This window comes from Serratia sp. (in: enterobacteria) (assembly GCF_052400455.1).
Classification (GTDB): domain Bacteria; phylum Pseudomonadota; class Gammaproteobacteria; order Enterobacterales; family Enterobacteriaceae; genus Serratia; species Serratia ureilytica.
In genome coordinates, this window is the sequence record NZ_CP185812.1 from 4,136,570 (window position 1) to 4,151,923 (window position 15,354).

Annotated in this window: 10 protein-coding genes and 2 pseudogenes; all 12 read right to left on the reverse strand. The window is 58.0% G+C overall.

Annotated features, from left to right (window positions below):
• Positions 1-2: 2 nt before the first annotated feature.
• The 12 genes and pseudogenes from ACORQT_RS20005 to ACORQT_RS20060 all read right to left on the reverse strand — a co-directional run bounded on the left by ACORQT_RS20005 (position 3) and on the right by ACORQT_RS20060 (position 15,277).
• A complete protein-coding gene (locus tag ACORQT_RS20005; RefSeq protein ID WP_444859272.1) occupies positions 3-2,552 on the reverse strand; it encodes a fimbria/pilus outer membrane usher protein in 2,550 nt (849 codons plus the stop codon).
• A 105-nt stretch (positions 2,553-2,657) separates the two neighbouring features.
• On the reverse strand, positions 2,658-3,335 hold the full coding sequence (locus ACORQT_RS20010) for a fimbrial biogenesis chaperone (RefSeq protein ID WP_164057109.1): 678 nt from the start codon (positions 3,333-3,335) through the stop codon (positions 2,658-2,660).
• A gap of 87 nt (positions 3,336-3,422) precedes the next feature.
• Positions 3,423-3,947: a fimbrial protein gene (locus tag ACORQT_RS20015; RefSeq protein ID WP_042785288.1), complete on the reverse strand. Its 525-nt coding sequence runs from the start codon at positions 3,945-3,947 to the stop codon at positions 3,423-3,425.
• 482 nt (positions 3,948-4,429) lie between these two features.
• The gene (locus ACORQT_RS20020) at positions 4,430-4,978 is read right to left on the reverse strand and encodes a tyrosine-type DNA invertase (RefSeq protein ID WP_033644811.1); all 549 of its coding nucleotides are present in this window, start codon (positions 4,976-4,978) and stop codon (positions 4,430-4,432) included.
• A 544-nt stretch (positions 4,979-5,522) separates the two neighbouring features.
• Positions 5,523-5,765, reverse strand: coding sequence for an acyl carrier protein (locus tag ACORQT_RS20025; protein ID WP_033644937.1), 243 nt, complete (start codon positions 5,763-5,765; stop codon positions 5,523-5,525).
• An 11-nt stretch (positions 5,766-5,776) separates the two neighbouring features.
• Positions 5,777-7,039: a beta-ketoacyl-[acyl-carrier-protein] synthase family protein gene (locus ACORQT_RS20030; RefSeq protein WP_047026626.1), complete on the reverse strand. Its 1,263-nt coding sequence runs from the start codon at positions 7,037-7,039 to the stop codon at positions 5,777-5,779.
• A gap of 2 nt (positions 7,040-7,041) precedes the next feature.
• A complete protein-coding gene (locus ACORQT_RS20035) occupies positions 7,042-8,391 on the reverse strand; it encodes an efflux transporter outer membrane subunit (protein WP_047026658.1) in 1,350 nt (449 codons plus the stop codon).
• Between the two features lie 26 nt (positions 8,392-8,417).
• Positions 8,418-10,377 (reverse strand): annotated as a pseudogene (locus tag ACORQT_RS20040) (ABC transporter permease).
• The gene (locus ACORQT_RS20045) at positions 10,367-11,461 is read right to left on the reverse strand and encodes an efflux RND transporter periplasmic adaptor subunit (RefSeq protein WP_232092637.1); all 1,095 of its coding nucleotides are present in this window, start codon (positions 11,459-11,461) and stop codon (positions 10,367-10,369) included. Before ACORQT_RS20045 ends, ACORQT_RS20040 begins: the two are co-directional and overlap by 11 nt.
• A 70-nt stretch (positions 11,462-11,531) precedes the next feature.
• Positions 11,532-13,648 (reverse strand): annotated as a pseudogene (locus ACORQT_RS20050) (peptidase domain-containing ABC transporter).
• Between the two features lie 19 nt (positions 13,649-13,667).
• Entirely contained in the window at positions 13,668-14,612 is a 945-nt protein-coding gene (locus tag ACORQT_RS20055; protein WP_164057106.1) for an ABC transporter, read from the reverse strand.
• On the reverse strand, positions 14,612-15,277 hold the full coding sequence (locus tag ACORQT_RS20060) for a DsbA family protein (protein WP_047026629.1): 666 nt from the start codon (positions 15,275-15,277) through the stop codon (positions 14,612-14,614). The genes ACORQT_RS20055 and ACORQT_RS20060 overlap by 1 nt, the downstream gene beginning before the upstream one ends.
• Positions 15,278-15,354: the final 77 nt, after the last annotated feature.

Consider the following 15,354-nt stretch of genomic DNA (forward strand, 5'->3'; position numbering starts at 1 on the left):
CCTTATAAACACTGTCCGTTAACGAGACGTATTCCGCCGCTCTCTGGCTGATTAGCCAATTGATAGTTAGCCTGACACTGCTGAGCCGCGTCATTGCCCCACTTAACCTGCAGCCGGCCACTCTCCGCCATGCCGGCCAAATAAACCTGCCCGCCGTCGCCGACAATGCCGGCATTATCAGAGGGGCTATTGAGATTGCTGACGGTGGCGCCGAACGGCACCGGATTGCCACTGCGCGTCAGTAATGTCAGCAACACGCGGGCACCAACATCCGGATTGAAGCTGGCACGCACCACGGCGCCACGGGTTGGGATCACAGTTTGGCTGCTCAAGGTCATGTCGACATCCTCGGCGAAAGACTCGCCGTCCAGGCCGACGGTATTGCGCCGATAAGGCGTCAGGTAAGGCACAACCGCATAGCCGCGCCAGTCGGTGCTGACCCCGGTCTGGTTCAAAACATCCACCCCTGAAGCGCCGGGTGCCTGCACTAATGCCACCGTATCGCCCAGCGGCTGCGACAGCGTGACGCCGTTTTGATGCACCAGAACACCGCCCTGCACGCCGTAGTTCACCTGTTGGCGATGGCGATCGTAGCCATATCCCAGGTTCCACTCGGCGAGGGCGCCTTTGTAGTCCGCCTGAATATTGTCGTTCGCCCCCACGCCCCTGCCGGTGTAGCCCTGGCTGATGCTGTAGTTCAGGTTGTTGCCCGGCAAAGCGGTGCCGCTCAACCCAAGGTTGTTGCTGGTGGCACCGTTGCGGCTGGCGTTCATGTTGTAGGTGGCGTAGCTGCCTGGCAGCCATTTGCTGAGCGGCACGCTGACGTTGAAGGCCACGATATGGTCGCGAATATTGCTGCGGTTGCCGTTGTTGTCATACCCGTTTTGGCTGAAGGTGTAATTCAGTCCGTAACTGACAGCTTCCCAACTGTTGTTGTAGCTGAGGCTGACCGACTGCGAACGACGATTGTCATTCCAGTAGTCTTCGTTAAACAGGCTGAGCGACAGCGTTCCCCCCAGATCCCACAGGCTCTGGCTCATCGTCAGCTCGGCGCGGCTCTTTTTGTGATCGTTATAGATCGCGCTGTTGCCGCCGTAGCTCTCCAGCGCCTCTTGCAGGTTATAAAAACCGCGCGTGGAATAGCGGTAGCTGGCCAAGCTGAAGTTAGTGCCGGTTTCAATGAAGTTTTTGCCGTAACGCAGGCGCCATGATTGCCCTTGCTCTTTCGGCCGAGTTTCCTGCTTGGTCCATGCCTGAGTGACATCAGCGGACAGCGCCCCCAGCGCCCCCATGTTCTGCCCCCACCCCAGCGCCAGAGACTGGTACTTACTGGCGGCTTGCACGCCGCCGTACAACGTGGCCCCCCACGGCAAACCGTAGATGCCGGTGGCCTGGCTGAACGGACGTTCATCAACGCCGCCGCTGTATGAACGGTATTTCCCGCTGGTCAGGCTGTATTTGAAACGCCCTTCGCGCTGAAGCACCGGCACCACGGCGTAAGGCACCACGAAATGTTGCTCCTGCCCGTCAGCCTCACGCACGCTGACGTTCAGATCGCCGCTGCCGCCCGTGGGGTACAGATCGGTAATTTCAAACGCACCCGGCGGCACATAACTTTGATATATCACGTAGCCGTTTTGCCGGATCACGATTTGCGCGTTAGTGCGCGCAATCCCGCGCACCACCGGCGAGTAGCCCTTCATGCTGTCCGGCAGAATGTCATCTTCAGAAGCCAATTGCCCGCCGCGGAACTGTACGCTGTCGAACACCTCGCTGGACGTTGTGCTGTCGCCCAGAGTCAGGCGGCTTTGCAACGCAACAATATCGCGCTGCAGATAGGTATTGATTGAACGCCAGGATGAAGCGCCGCCGGTGTAGTGATTCCAGATGGAATAGTTACGCAAACGCCAGGCGCCCCAGTTAATGCCCGAGCGCAGATTGAGGTAATAGTTATTGTTGTTCTGCCGTTCGCTGTCGCGTGTTTGGCTATTGGCGCCGCTGAAGTTGTAATTGACCAACAGCGCCGGTATGCCGGAGTCCCATTTATCCGGAGAAACATAATCGCGCGCATTTAAGTTCAATGCCGCTTGCGGAATGCTCAGATTCAATCTCAGCTGATTAAACAGGAACACCGCCGAAGCCTGAGGAATGGCCTGCGCCAGATTGACACAGCGCTCCTCCGCCGCAATCGCCGGGAACATGGAGACTCTCACCCCCAATTCGGCCAATTTTTCCGCGCTGAAACAAGGCTGCAGCGCTTGCTTTCCGCCAGCCGTCGGCATCAGCCGGAACTCGACGTCTAGACTGTCAACCTGTTCGCCGTTAAGGTAAAGATCGACCCGATAAGTGCCGGGCGCCTGGCTGTTGTTTTCCTCAAATACGGAGAGATCGGCGCCGCGCAGCGCCGGGTTGTCAATCTCCAGCAGCGCCGGGTTGAAGTAATCGCGCGCATGCGCCGCACCGATTGGATAAAGCAGCGCCACCTGGCAAGACATCAAACCGGCCAAAATCGATCGTGTCCCTGGTAAACCAATGCAATTCGGGTTATTCATCCTTTTAACTCCCTGTCCCGATTGGCTCAGCCGCCTAAAATTCAGGTAGGCCGAACGCCGGCCCCAGCGTTACTCCGGGGCCAAAAAACACGCATCGCGGCCCGGCTATAACGTGCCGGTAAAGGTCTGGCCGGTTCCGCCATAGTCGTTGATGATTTGCCAGCTCAGGCTGCCTCCCCCACCCTGCGCCGTCGGTAACGGAAAACTGGCGGTAGCTTGCGGCGCAACCATGGTGTTGCCGGTAATGGCACTGCCGTTCAGCTTCAAATTAAAAAAGGTGAGGTAATAGGGTGAAGGGTTGGTCACCTGCAGCCGATCGCCGCTGCGCCGCCACGTCACTTTGCCGGCCGCTTCTTCCGGATTGCCGGCCAGCCCCTGGGGACGATAAATCAGCTTGATGCGGGTCTTGATCGCAATTTGCAGCGTGTTTTCTTTCTTTTCTACCGAAGGAATAGACTTCACATTCAGCCAATACAGCGATTCTCTGTCCGTCGGCAAATTGCCGCCCGCACGCACTACGCGCAGCAGGTTATTTTGGCCACCATCCAAGCGAAACAACGGAGGCGTGATGATGAAAGGCGCTTTAGCGCTTTCACCTTCTTGAGCATCGACCCAGGATTGGATCAAATAAGGCACCGCATCCGGATTATTGATATTCAGAGCGGACTCTTTTTTACCCCCGTCGTATATCAGCCGAGTCCCGCCCACGATCACGCCGGCCTGAGCCGGAGCCCAAAGCGCCATCAATAACGCTGCCGTCAGCGCAAAATATCCCGCTTTCATTTTGTTACCTTCCCCGATGAATAAAGAGCCAGAGACGCAGCCTCTGGCCCATTTTTCTAACGCTCACGCCGACATAACGGCGTGAATTTACTGATAGACAATAGTGAAGTTGGCGGTGGCGTTCGCACTACCGACAGAGACGGTGTCGTAAGCGAAGTAGCGCGCCACGAAGCCCAGAACGTTGTCTTTGTTCTCTGCCAGCGCATATACGCGGGAATCGTTGCCGATATTGAGTACGTTGCTGCCGTCGTCCAGCAGCTGTACGCCAATGCCGCCTGCCACCCCAGGGGTGCCGGCGCCGGTCAGTTTCAGCAGCCCGGACTGACCCTGCACTTGAGTGCCATCAAAGCGAACGGTAGCGCCAGTCACGGTGTCCGGGCAGTTTTTCAGGATCAGGTTGAACGCTTTGGCGCCAGCGGTGGCGCCAGCGTTAGGAAACGCATCTTTAGCGATTTTGCCCAGAGCAACCTGCTTGTTCTGGGAATCCGGATCGACGGTGCAAGACTGATCGGTAATGGTGCCAGTGATATTCAGCGCGCCGTCAGCAGCAAATACAGAGGTGGTAAATGCAGACGCGGTCAAAACAGCTACAGCCAGCAGATTTTTTTTCATCCTACTTTCCTTAAAATTATGCAAAATATGCATGGTTTTATTTCCGACATATCCTTAATGTCATTCCCTTTTATTTAGTTCCACGAAGAGCAAATACCCTTGACCAAACTTATTGATGGCCTAAGGCTTATTCACCCAAACGATTCATTTTGAACTAAAGTGACTCCTTTGGTTTTTAAAACCAAAAAACAAACAAAAGACAGAATTTAAAGCCAAATAGAAAACAAAATAACATCAAATCAGACCAAAAAACCAAGGGATTGGCCGATTGATTTAAACTGAATTTTCTTTGATTAGGATTTTGCTTAGATGGCTGGAGTGCGGAAGAAATGAAACATGAACACAACGCTATGTTTTTAAATAAAACTTTCCTTTATCAGGCAAAGTGAGCGTAGGAATATTGACATTGTTTTTACGCGTCCTTACAGTATGTTTCAGTTTAGTTCAAAGTGACTCCTTGCCGTTACTCTATTAAATCGCGCTTACCAAATTTCTTTAAAGCGCTGTGCATTGCTGGCGGTATAAATCACTGTATTCTGAATATTTCGGTGCCCGAGGTAATCCTGAATTAATCGGGTATCGATACCTCGGTCCGCCAACGCAAATCCGCAACCATGCCGCAGCATATGCGGATGGGCGTTAATCTCCAGTTTCGCCACCTTACTGTAATGACGAAGCAGGCCGTAAATACGTTGGCGCGACAAACGCCCGCCCCGATTGGAAAGAAATAACCATTCCTGATCGGCCCAGCGGTGTTGCCGGCGTTTATCCAGCCAACGCCGCAAACATTGCCTTTCTCGCAGATAAAGCGGATGCACCGTGGAAAAACCATTCTTCAAACGATGAACATAAATGTTGCCGCCTTCCAGATCGATGTCCGACAAACGCCATCCCCCAATTTCGCTGGCGCGGCAACCATGGATAAAACACATATAAATCAGACAATAATCGCGTTCTGGATTCTTTCCATGCAGCGTGACCTCAAGCAGTCTCTCCACTTCAGAAGGCGTCAGATGTTTACGATTAGACATACAACCTCTATTACTTTGATCGGAAAAATGTGGCTGTCATTTTCCTTTTACATCACCACAATGGACACTCAGGGTTTCCCCTGGCTATGGATAGGTTCCTGCATCCAGCGCGGAGTATAACGGATTTGCCAAACGCGAACAGTGTACAGGGATTAATCCCCCCTTCAGCGCCTCCCTTGAGGCCCCCTCATTAATCAAAACCGCAGCTCAACTGCCACCATCAGAAATAATAAGGACGGCATACTTCCCGATTCACTTTAGTTTGCGTTAATACTTCCATTTCACACATGCGCTGAAATTGGCAAACAAACCGACAAAACAAAGAAAAATCCTAATAAAATCGCGAGGCGCCATGGGTTTCAAAGCGTTATACGGCTCGTAAAAAAACGAAATAAATCCGCCGGCGCGAACGTATCTTAACCAAACCGATAAGTTTTAATCTTTATGTGAATCGATAAGAGGAAAAATCAGGGCAGGAGGAAATAAAGTCACGATGGGGAATAACCCAGGCCTGACCGCATCACACGGCCGCCTGGGGGGAGAATTATTGACTGGTCATAACGTGACACAGCTCGCCAAGGGTCAGGTCAGGCCGTTCGATAAACATTTCCGCATTGAGCGTAATGCCGAACTCACGCCTAACCAGCAGCATCAACTCCATATAATCCAGGCTGTCCAACCCCAACTGTTGCAGCGGCATATCGGCCGACAGCAGCGTTCTGTCCAATCCTTTGGCTTCATACAACAGGCCGCAAATCGCCTCATACAATCGATGATACTTTTCCATAGGCCCTACCGTTATTCATTGTGATAACCAAATACCAGCGCCGCATTAGCACCGCCGAAACCGAAGTTGAGACTCATGACATTGCGCAAACGACCGCGACGATGCCCCTCGCGAATATAATCAAGATCGCATTCGGGATCGCTCTCGTGCAAATGGCAGGTTGCCGGCATCATTTGCTGCTGCAATGCCTGTAGGCAGACGATCGCCTCAAAGCTGCCGGATGCGGCGAGCAAGTGCCCGGTATAGGATTTCGTGCTGGAAATCGGCGTGCGATAAGCATCGCGCCCCAGCGCCGCCTTGATCGCAACGGTTTCGTTCACATCGCTTTGCGCCGTCGACGTGCCATGCGCATTGATATAGTCGATCTCATGATTGCTTAGCCCCGCCTGCTCCAGAGCCCGTCGAATGGTTTTCACCTTGGCCTGCGGATCCTCCGCCGGCGCGGTAAGATCAAAAGCGTCTGAAAAGTTGCCGTATCCCTTGACCTCCCCCAGTATTGTCGCGCCGCGCGCTAAAGCCGCCTCTCGCTCCTCAAGACACAACACGGCGGCCCCTTCCGCCAACACGAAGCCGCTGCGCTCCCGGCTGAACGGGCAACTGGCCTTGGTGATATCCTTTTGCTCCCGACTCAGCAAACGCAACGCGTCGATGTTCCATATCGCGCCATTGCCGCTCAGTGATTCCGACGCGCCGGCCAACATCATTGAAGCGCGGCCGCTGCGGATCACCTCAAACGCATCGCCAATCGCGATGCCACCGGTCGCGCAGGCCGCCGCTGGCGAGCCCTGATAGCCCCGCAGCAACCAATGTTGGCCGCATATGGCGGTCGCGATATTGGGCATCGCGTGAAAACAGCCAAACAGCTGCCCCATGCCGGATTGCAGATAATCCGCATTGTTTTGCATGATCTCATCCTGGCCGCCCCAGCCGCTGCCGATAATCGCCCCGCACTCCAACGACGAATAAAAGTGCGCAGGCCCCACAAAACTGGATGAAAACGCCATGTCGATCGCCTCCGAGGCGGCGGCCAACGCCAGCCTGGCGAATCTGGGCAGCCGGCGGCTTACCCGCGCGGCTACGCCTTCCAGCGCCGGTTCGGCCTCTAGCAAAGCAAAAAAGCGCGCGTGGATCCCCGCCGCCGATTTATCGTGATAGCGATAGGCCAAACGGTTGGCCATGATAGCCTGCCAGTTTTGCTGCGCGTTGCCACCCAGCGCGGTGACGGCGCCGTAACCGGTGACCACCACACGTCTTGTATTCCGTTCTTTGTCCATGCTTACTCCCCTTGCCCGGATGCGAAAGCCTCGTTGCCGCCCAGCGCCAGCCAGAGCTGCATCGTGGCGTTCAGGTAGCGATATTGCAGTGCCGACAGTGAATTCTCGCTGGCTAACACCGCCTCTTGCGCGTCCAGCAACGTTTGCAGCGCGACGGAACCGGCCTGATATTGATGGCGGGCCAATGCCACGGCTTGTCGCCCCATCGCCAGATGCCGCTGCTGATTGCCGATTTGCCGCTGCGCTTCCAGACGTTCCCGCATAGCGCTGTCTACCTCTGCCAGCGCGCGGTAAACCGCATCGCGAAATTGAATCTCCGCGCGCTGCGCCTGCAACGTCGCTTTGTCGCTGGACAAGCGCATCTTGCGCCACTCGATGAACGGCAGCGTCAACGTCGCGCCCAGCGAGCGCGAAGGTTCACTGAACCATTGGCGGAAAAGCCCGCTGCCGGCATCCAGTGCGGCATCCAGACTCAGCGCCGGATAAAAACGCAATGTAGCGGCCTCCGCACCGGCCAGCGCCGCCCGCAGGCGCCGCTCCGCCGCCTGCACATCCGGCCGTCGCGCCATCACCGCCGCCGGCAGACGTGGCGCAATGGGCACCTCGTTGATCGGTAGCGCTCGCCTTTCGCTGTATCGCAGCAAGGGTGAACGGCCGAACAACAGCGCCAGCGAGTTGCGAGCGTCTTCCCGCTGCCGTGCCAGTTCATCCCGTTGATTCTCACGCGCCAATAGGTTTTGCTCCGCCTGCAACAACTCGAATCGGCCGACGTCGCCGGCGGTGTGACGTGCCGCCACCAGCCGTACAGTCTCACGCGCGAACGCCACCGCCTGTTGCTGATGGGTGACTTGCTGATTCAAATCGGCGATCTGCCAATACCCGCGAGCGGTAGCGCCGATCAAAGTCAACGCGGTATTGCGCCGATCCAACTCCGAAGCGACGGCCAGCCACTGAGCCTGCTCGCGAATGCGCGCCAGCTTGCCCCATAAATCCAGTTCATAACTCAGTGACAGTCCTGCGCGGTAACTTTCTTGCGGCCGCGCCGCGCCGCGCAATGCCTTGGTATTGCGGCCACTCAGGCTGGCGGCCAGGTCGGGGGTCGCATTGCCGGCTACCAACCCGGCCTCCAACATCGCCTCACGCCACTGCAATCCAGCCAGCGCCAGATCCTGATTCGCGATGAGCACGCCATCGATCAGCGAGGAAAGCTGCGGATCATTGAAGTTTTCCCACCAGGCGACGCCTGCCCGCAATGAACCGGAACGTTCATCGACCACGCGCCACTGCTGCGGCAACGACGGTGGCGCCGTGGCGTCGATCGGCCGCCCTCCGCAAGCGCTCAAAGACAGCATGACCAGTCCATAAATCCAAAGTCGGTTCATTCTCGCGCCAACGCCTCCACCGGCTGCAGGCGCGCGGCGGCACGGGCTGGAAAGAAGCCGAACCCGACGCCGATCAACGCCGAAAACCCGCAGGCCAGCAGCAATGGCGGCCAAATAAAGATCATCGTCACCTGCGGCGCCAAGCCGCTCAGAATCCCTTTAACCAGCGCGGCGCAGGCGATCCCCAACACGCCCCCCCAGGCTGCAGATCACCACCGCCTCAATCAAAAATTGCCGCATAATGTCTTTCTCAGCGGCGCCCACCGCCAATCGAATGCCGATCTCATGGGTTCGTTCCGTCACCGAAACCAACATGATGTTCATCACCCCCACCCCACCGACCAGCAGCGAGATGGCGGCAATCGCGGTAATCAGCAATCGCATGGAGTCGGAGGCACGCTGAATGGATTGCGTCAGTTGATCGTCAGTCAGCGTGAAAAAATCCCGCCGGCCATGTTCTACGGTCAAACGCCGGGTCACATCCCGCCTTGCCGCTTCCAACGTCAATTTTTCATTCACTCGCATCACAATCGATTCCAGCGGCATATCGCCGGCGATGCGGCCAGTCAGGGAGGTATGGGGCAGCCAGGCAAGCGGTTGAGAACCGGCGTATTGGGCGCCGCGGCGCTGCGCGACGCCGATCACCCGATAAGGCACACCCGCGATCAGCAAAACCGCGCCCACCGGATCTTGCCGGGAAGAAAACAGAGCCTGTTGCAGCAAGGGATCGATCACCGCCACCGGTGCGCGGTCACTCAGATCCTGCGCAGTAAACAGGCCACCGGAAAGCAGCCGAATGCCCTGCGTGCGGAAATACCCTTCGCCGACGCCCATCACGGCGAGCGGCACCTGCTTGCCTTCGCGCACGGCCGACAGTTGAGTGCTGATAACCGGCGAAACGCTGTCGACATAAGGCAAGGCCGCCAGCAGCGCTGCATCCCGCGCACTCAGCGAACGCGCAAAATCGGGACGCGTTTTTTCCCATCCCAATCCGGGACGAATGTCCAACGTGCTGGAGCCGAGCTGGCTGATTTCCCTGAGGATGCTTTGGCGCGTGCCTTCACCGATGGCGATGGCGGAAACGACCGCCGCAATGCCGATGATGATGCCGAGCATTGATAATAATGCCCGAACCCGATGCCCTAATAATGCCCGCCAAGCCATGCCGAGCGCCTCTCGCAGCGCCGCCCAAGGGCTCATGCGTTTCAGCGGCGCAGCCAACGCCAGCGGCCTCTCGAACGCAAAACGCTGTCGGGCGGCATCGTGGCGACTATCCGCCACGATCTCGCCGTCGCCGATCTCAATGATCCGCTGCGCCTGCTCGGCGATCCGCCGATCGTGCGTCACGATGACCACGGTGTGTCCGACAGCGTTCAGCTCATGCAAAATGGCCATCAGCGCCTGACCGCTGGTGCTATCCAACGCGCCGGTAGGTTCATCGGCCAAAATGATTTCCGCGCCGTTCATAAGAGCTCGGGCAATACTGACCCGCTGTTGCTGCCCACCGGAAAGCTGCGCCGGACGATGGCCACCTCGCTGCGCCAACCCGAGGCGAGCCAACAAATGCGCGGCCCGCAAGCGGCGCTCGGCGGCCGGCATGGCGGTATACAATGCAGGGATCGCCACGTTCTCACCGGCCGTCAGATAGGGCATCAGATGATAGCGCTGGAAAATAAAGCCGATATGCCGACTGCGGAGCCGCGCCAGGCGATTGCCGTCGGCTTGCCCAATCGCCACCCCGTTGATGTACACATCCCCCTGAGAAGGCTTGTCCAGACAACCGATAATATTCATCAACGTCGATTTTCCGGAGCCGGAGGCGCCGACGATAGCGACCATTTCTCCCCGCTGAATGCTCAGGGAAACGCGTTTGAGGACCGTGATTTTCTGCTCTCCGGCTTGAAACTCGCGCGAAACGTTCTCCAAAACGATAATGGGATCCGAGCTAGCTGACATGCTCACCCTCCGTATCTGGCTGGTGCTCCAGCAGCACTTGCTCACCCACTCTCACGCCTTCCAACACTTCCGCATAGCGGCGATCGCGCTTCCCGATGCGCACGCTGCGCGCGACAACCCGCTGGCCTTCCAACACTCTGATCTGATAGCGCTCGCCATCCAGTGCCTCTCCCAATGCCGCCATCGGCAGCCGCACCACCCCCGTGGCGCGTTCGGTAATGATGAATACCTGCGCCGTCATCGCGGTGCGTAATCGACGTTCGCCGTTGGCGACGGCAAATACGCCGTTGTAATACACCGCCGCCGTTTGCTGGCTTGAATTTCTGCCCAGCGGATCGGCTTCCAGCGCTTCTGCCGGCGCTTGCTGTATCGCACCCATGACCCCTTCATATCGGCGGCGGGGATCGGCGGCGACATAAAACCACAGCGGCTGCCCCGCCCTCACCTGCAAGATGTCATTTTCCGATATGCGGGTATGCACCATCATCGTATCCACGTCTGCCATCACCAAAATGGTCGGTGCGCTTTGCGATGAGACGATGGTTTGCCCTTCCTGAGTGACGATACCCAGCACTTCGCCGTCGATAGGCGCGGTAATACGGGTAAAAGCCAGGTTGGCTCTCGCCGTTTCCTGCGCGACTTCGGCCTGAACGATCTGCGACTCGTTCACTTTCAACTGCGCCAGTTGCGCGTCGTGCTGCGCCTGCGCTTTTTCCAAATCGCTGGCCACGCCGGCACGATCTCGCGCCAACGCCCTTTGCCGCGCCAACTCCAGTTGGTACTGCTTGAGCTGCGCCTGACTCGCCAATTTCTGCGCCTGCGCGCTGCGTAATTCGGCCTGCGACTTGCGCAGTTCGTTAAGTTGCAACGTCGGATCTATCTCGGCCAACAGCTGGCCCTGAGCCACTCTGTCCCCCGGTTTGACATACAGTTTTTTCAGTTGGCCGTTGACCTGCGCGCCAACGTTCACCTGCCGGGCCGGTTTCAAAATGCCGGTAGCCAACACGCTTTTTTCGATGTCGCCGCGATCGACGCGCGCCGTCTGCGGCGGTGATACGTCAGGTGCCCGATTCAACCCTAACAGCCCGCCGGCCAGCCCCCCCAACACGATCGCCACCAGCGCCACACGCCGCCAGCGTTTCTTTCCGGGCACGTCACTCCACCTCAGCACAGTCATTCATCCTGGTGTCGACGGCGGCCAACAACCGGCCCTGCGACAAGTGCAGCACCCGATCAAACAACGGCAGCAGCCGCGGGTTATGCGTCACGGTCACCAAGGTTTTACCCTTCTCACGGCAATGCGCTACCAGAGCCGACATCACCGCCGCAGCGGTTTTTTCATCCAGATTCGCCGTCGGTTCATCCAGCACCAACACCGGACAACGGCTGTACATGGCACGCGCCAGCAACAGACGCTGCCGTTGCCCCAGCGACAGCCCGGCATGGCTCTCTCGCACCAGAGCGTTCACGCCTCCGGGCAGCTGCGCCACCGCATCCGCCAGCCCCAAACTGCATAGCGCCTGTTCCACTTGTCTCTGCTGGCCCGGCGCCGACGGGGCGAACAGCGTGACGTTTTGCAATACCGAGGCATTGAACAGAATGTCCTCCTGGCTTTGCAGGAAGAACAGCCGCTGCGCGGCGGCGTTAGCCAGCACGCGGCCATCCAGCGTCAGTTCCCCCCGCTGCGGCGTCAACAGACAGGCGAGCACCTTCAGCAAGGTGCTCTTGCCCGCGCCGGAACCGCCGCAGATGGCGATACACTCGCCCCGTTCCAGCGTCAGCGACAGGTCGCGCAAAACCGGTTGGCCGGCGTCGTACGCGAAGCTCACCCCCCGATACGCCAACTGCACATCAAAATGGTTCACGCTTTCGTCGCCAGACCCGGTACGCAGAGATACGGCAGGAAACAGATCCCGCGCGCGCTCATCGATCACGTGCAGTTGGTTTTTCTGCAGGACGGCAAAAAAGATCTTGCTGGTGTAAGAGGTAAAAATTTCGCGCAGAAAGCTGTAGGCGAAGAATGCCCCCAGACTGAGTTCGCCACCCTTTAGCAGCGGCAGCGCCAGCAGCATGAACACCACCATTTCCAGGCTGCCAATCAGTTGATAAATGCTGCCCTTGACCTGCTCATAGACTTTTTGCCGCTGCAGGCAGTTGAACAGCGAACGGGCATGCTCGGCAAAGCCCTCTTGCCGCTGGCCGGCGAGCCCGGCGGACTTGATGGTCGAAAACCCCTGAATGGTTTCCAGAATAAAATCATTCTGCGCCGCCCCTCTCACCTGCAGCTGCTGGGTGAAGTGGCGATCGCGATAAATGGCCCAAACGCTGATCGCCCCCATCAGCAGTACGCCGGCAATCGGCACCAGCGCCAACATCGGGCTCAAATAGCCCATCACCGCCAGCGCGATAGCAGCGATGATCCAGTCGGTGCGCAGGCCGTTATCCAGCTCGATTTTCTGGCCGGCGGCCATCTGCCAGCTGGTGAAACGACTGAAAATCTCGCCGGGCGCGCGCTTGCTGAAGAAATTCAGCGAATTTTCCAGCAGGCGGGAAAACCCGGCGGCGCCGTGCAGCAACACGAAGTTTTTGATAAAACGCTCGGTGATGATGCGCGCCATCAGGGCCAGCGCCGTGGATGCCACAAACGCCAGCAGATAGTAGGCGTAAGGAAACGCGACCTCACCGGCCATGGCGAACACCTGATTGATCGCGCTGGCGACCATCATCGGCATGATGAACAGCGTCAGCGAGATAAGAAACGTCATCGCCGCCAGGCGATAAATGCCGGCGATGCCGGCGGTATCCTTCAGGCTTAAACTGGCGAAAGCACCGCGTCGGTGGCTCCGCGCGGCGGGGGGGTGGACGGTAAATCGTCGCGATCGAGCACCAATGCGTAGCCGCTGATTTCCGCTTTCAAAGCGGCGTACGGCAGCAGCTGTTGCCCCAACGCCGGATTCATTACGCACACGTAACCGCCCTGACGATATGCCAGCAATACATAGTGGCCCGCGCCGTAATGCAGAATCGCCGGTAAAGGCAGCGCCGCCAGATCCCGGTGCTCGAACGCCACCGGATAAGCCGGCAACGCCAGCTCCCCTAAAATGGCGCACAGCGTCGCCAGCGAAGTGCCGTGTTGCGAAGCGGGGTAACGCTCACGCAGTTCCGTCAATGGCGCGCGAACGCCCTGCGTTTCCGCCAGCATGGCGATGCAGGCCAGCCCGCACTCATTGATTTCGCTCTGCAAGACCGGCGTAGGGAGGGTGTTTTCCATGCGTAGTGATATCCCTGACTTATTCGTTGATAAAAAATAAAGAGTGCGAATGCCACAGCAACCAATCATCCGCATGTCGCCACAGGGTGCGCTCGACGATCGCCGGCACGGCGCGGCCGACCAGCTCTGTGGCAATCGGTTCTTCTATGTGAATGCGAACGCCGCGATCGTAATAAAGCGAATAGCACACCACTCGAGCCCGCATCGCTCGGGATAATCGAACGATGCCGCTATGCAAATGCGCTGGCCGGTTGAACAAACGGCAAGCCAGTTTGGCCGAGGCGTCCCGGGTGCTGTTCAAGGTGTAATCCGGCGTGATGTCCGGGAAGAGGATGATGTTGCGCCGATGCTCCGTCGCCTCCAGCAGCGCCTGCGACAAGGTGCCGGCAATATGCCGGGGATCGTCGTGAATCGAGCAATAGTCGAGCCGCTGCCGCCATTCCCCCTCAGGCGCTCGCCGCGCTAACGTCTGTGCGTCGCCGGAAACGATCACCGTTGCCCGCCCGGGATAAACGCCCGCGCCGACCAGCGTCGCCAGCACATCGGAAACCGTGTGCATCGGCGCCAACAACACCGGCACCCCGGCGCGATGCAGCGGCTCCACCACCTGATTGAGCTGTGAGGTGCACTGCGCCAAATGCTCCATCAACGCGGCGTTGCGGGCCTGGATCGCCGCCAAATCCAGCCATTGTCGCCGCTGCATCAGCCAGGCGAAGTCCAGCCTGCCGTCGCCCAACAGGCTTTGGCGATTCGCCTCAGCGACCGCTTGCCGGTGGCGAAAACGGCGTTGCTGCAGACCCCACCTCAACCGCCTCTGCATCTTTAGCCACAGGCGATAATCCACGCGCCGCAGCAGAGCGCACGTCAGACTCCGGCTCACCCCGGTGCGGACAGCCGAGAGACGCGCCACGGCGTCCAGGCCGTTACGCCAGGCCAGAAAGCCCCGAACCGCGAGCAGGCGCATCAGGGGGCCAGCGGCTTATCGTGCTGCAACAGCGACAGCAGTTGCTGGCTGAAAGCGGAAAACTCACGGTCTTGCAACGCCAGCCATTTGCGATTGACGATAAAGCTGGGGGTCGCGTTGACCTGGTAATAGCGGCTTACCGCCGTCATATACGCCAACAGTTCCTTGACCCGCTCTGAATCTCTGGTCCGCTGATAGGCGGCCTCGTCGATGCCGTTGGCCACCAACCAGGCGCTGAGCTGCTTTTCATCCGCCAGATTGAGGTTTTCTTTGATAATGGCGCGGTAAGCGGCGGGACGATGCTGCGCCTCGATCCCCATGACCGTCAGGGTGGCGAAGAGGGGCGCAAAGGCCGCCATGCCGGCGTGATCGTCGTCGCTGAGATGCAGGCGCACCAATTTGGCTCCCGCCGGTAAGCGTTTTTCCAGCTCGGCCACGCCGCTTTCGTTAACTTCACAATAGTGGCAGGCGTAAGAGAAGACTTCGACAATGGCGTTATCATCTTGCAATGGGCTTTGCTCTATTTTTTCCGGAGAGATAAAACTCAGGCTTTCCGCCGCCGGCGAGGCCATAACGTAATGCTGGAAATAAAGCGCGGTCAAAAAAGAAGAGGCGAAAATAATGACGAGCGTGTAACTAAAAAACAGCAAAGGACGTTTATACATAGCAGACGCATCCTGCGCATAAATAAATGCTCACTTGAGCATGAGCGTTATAAATCAGAAAGGGAGATTGACGGTTC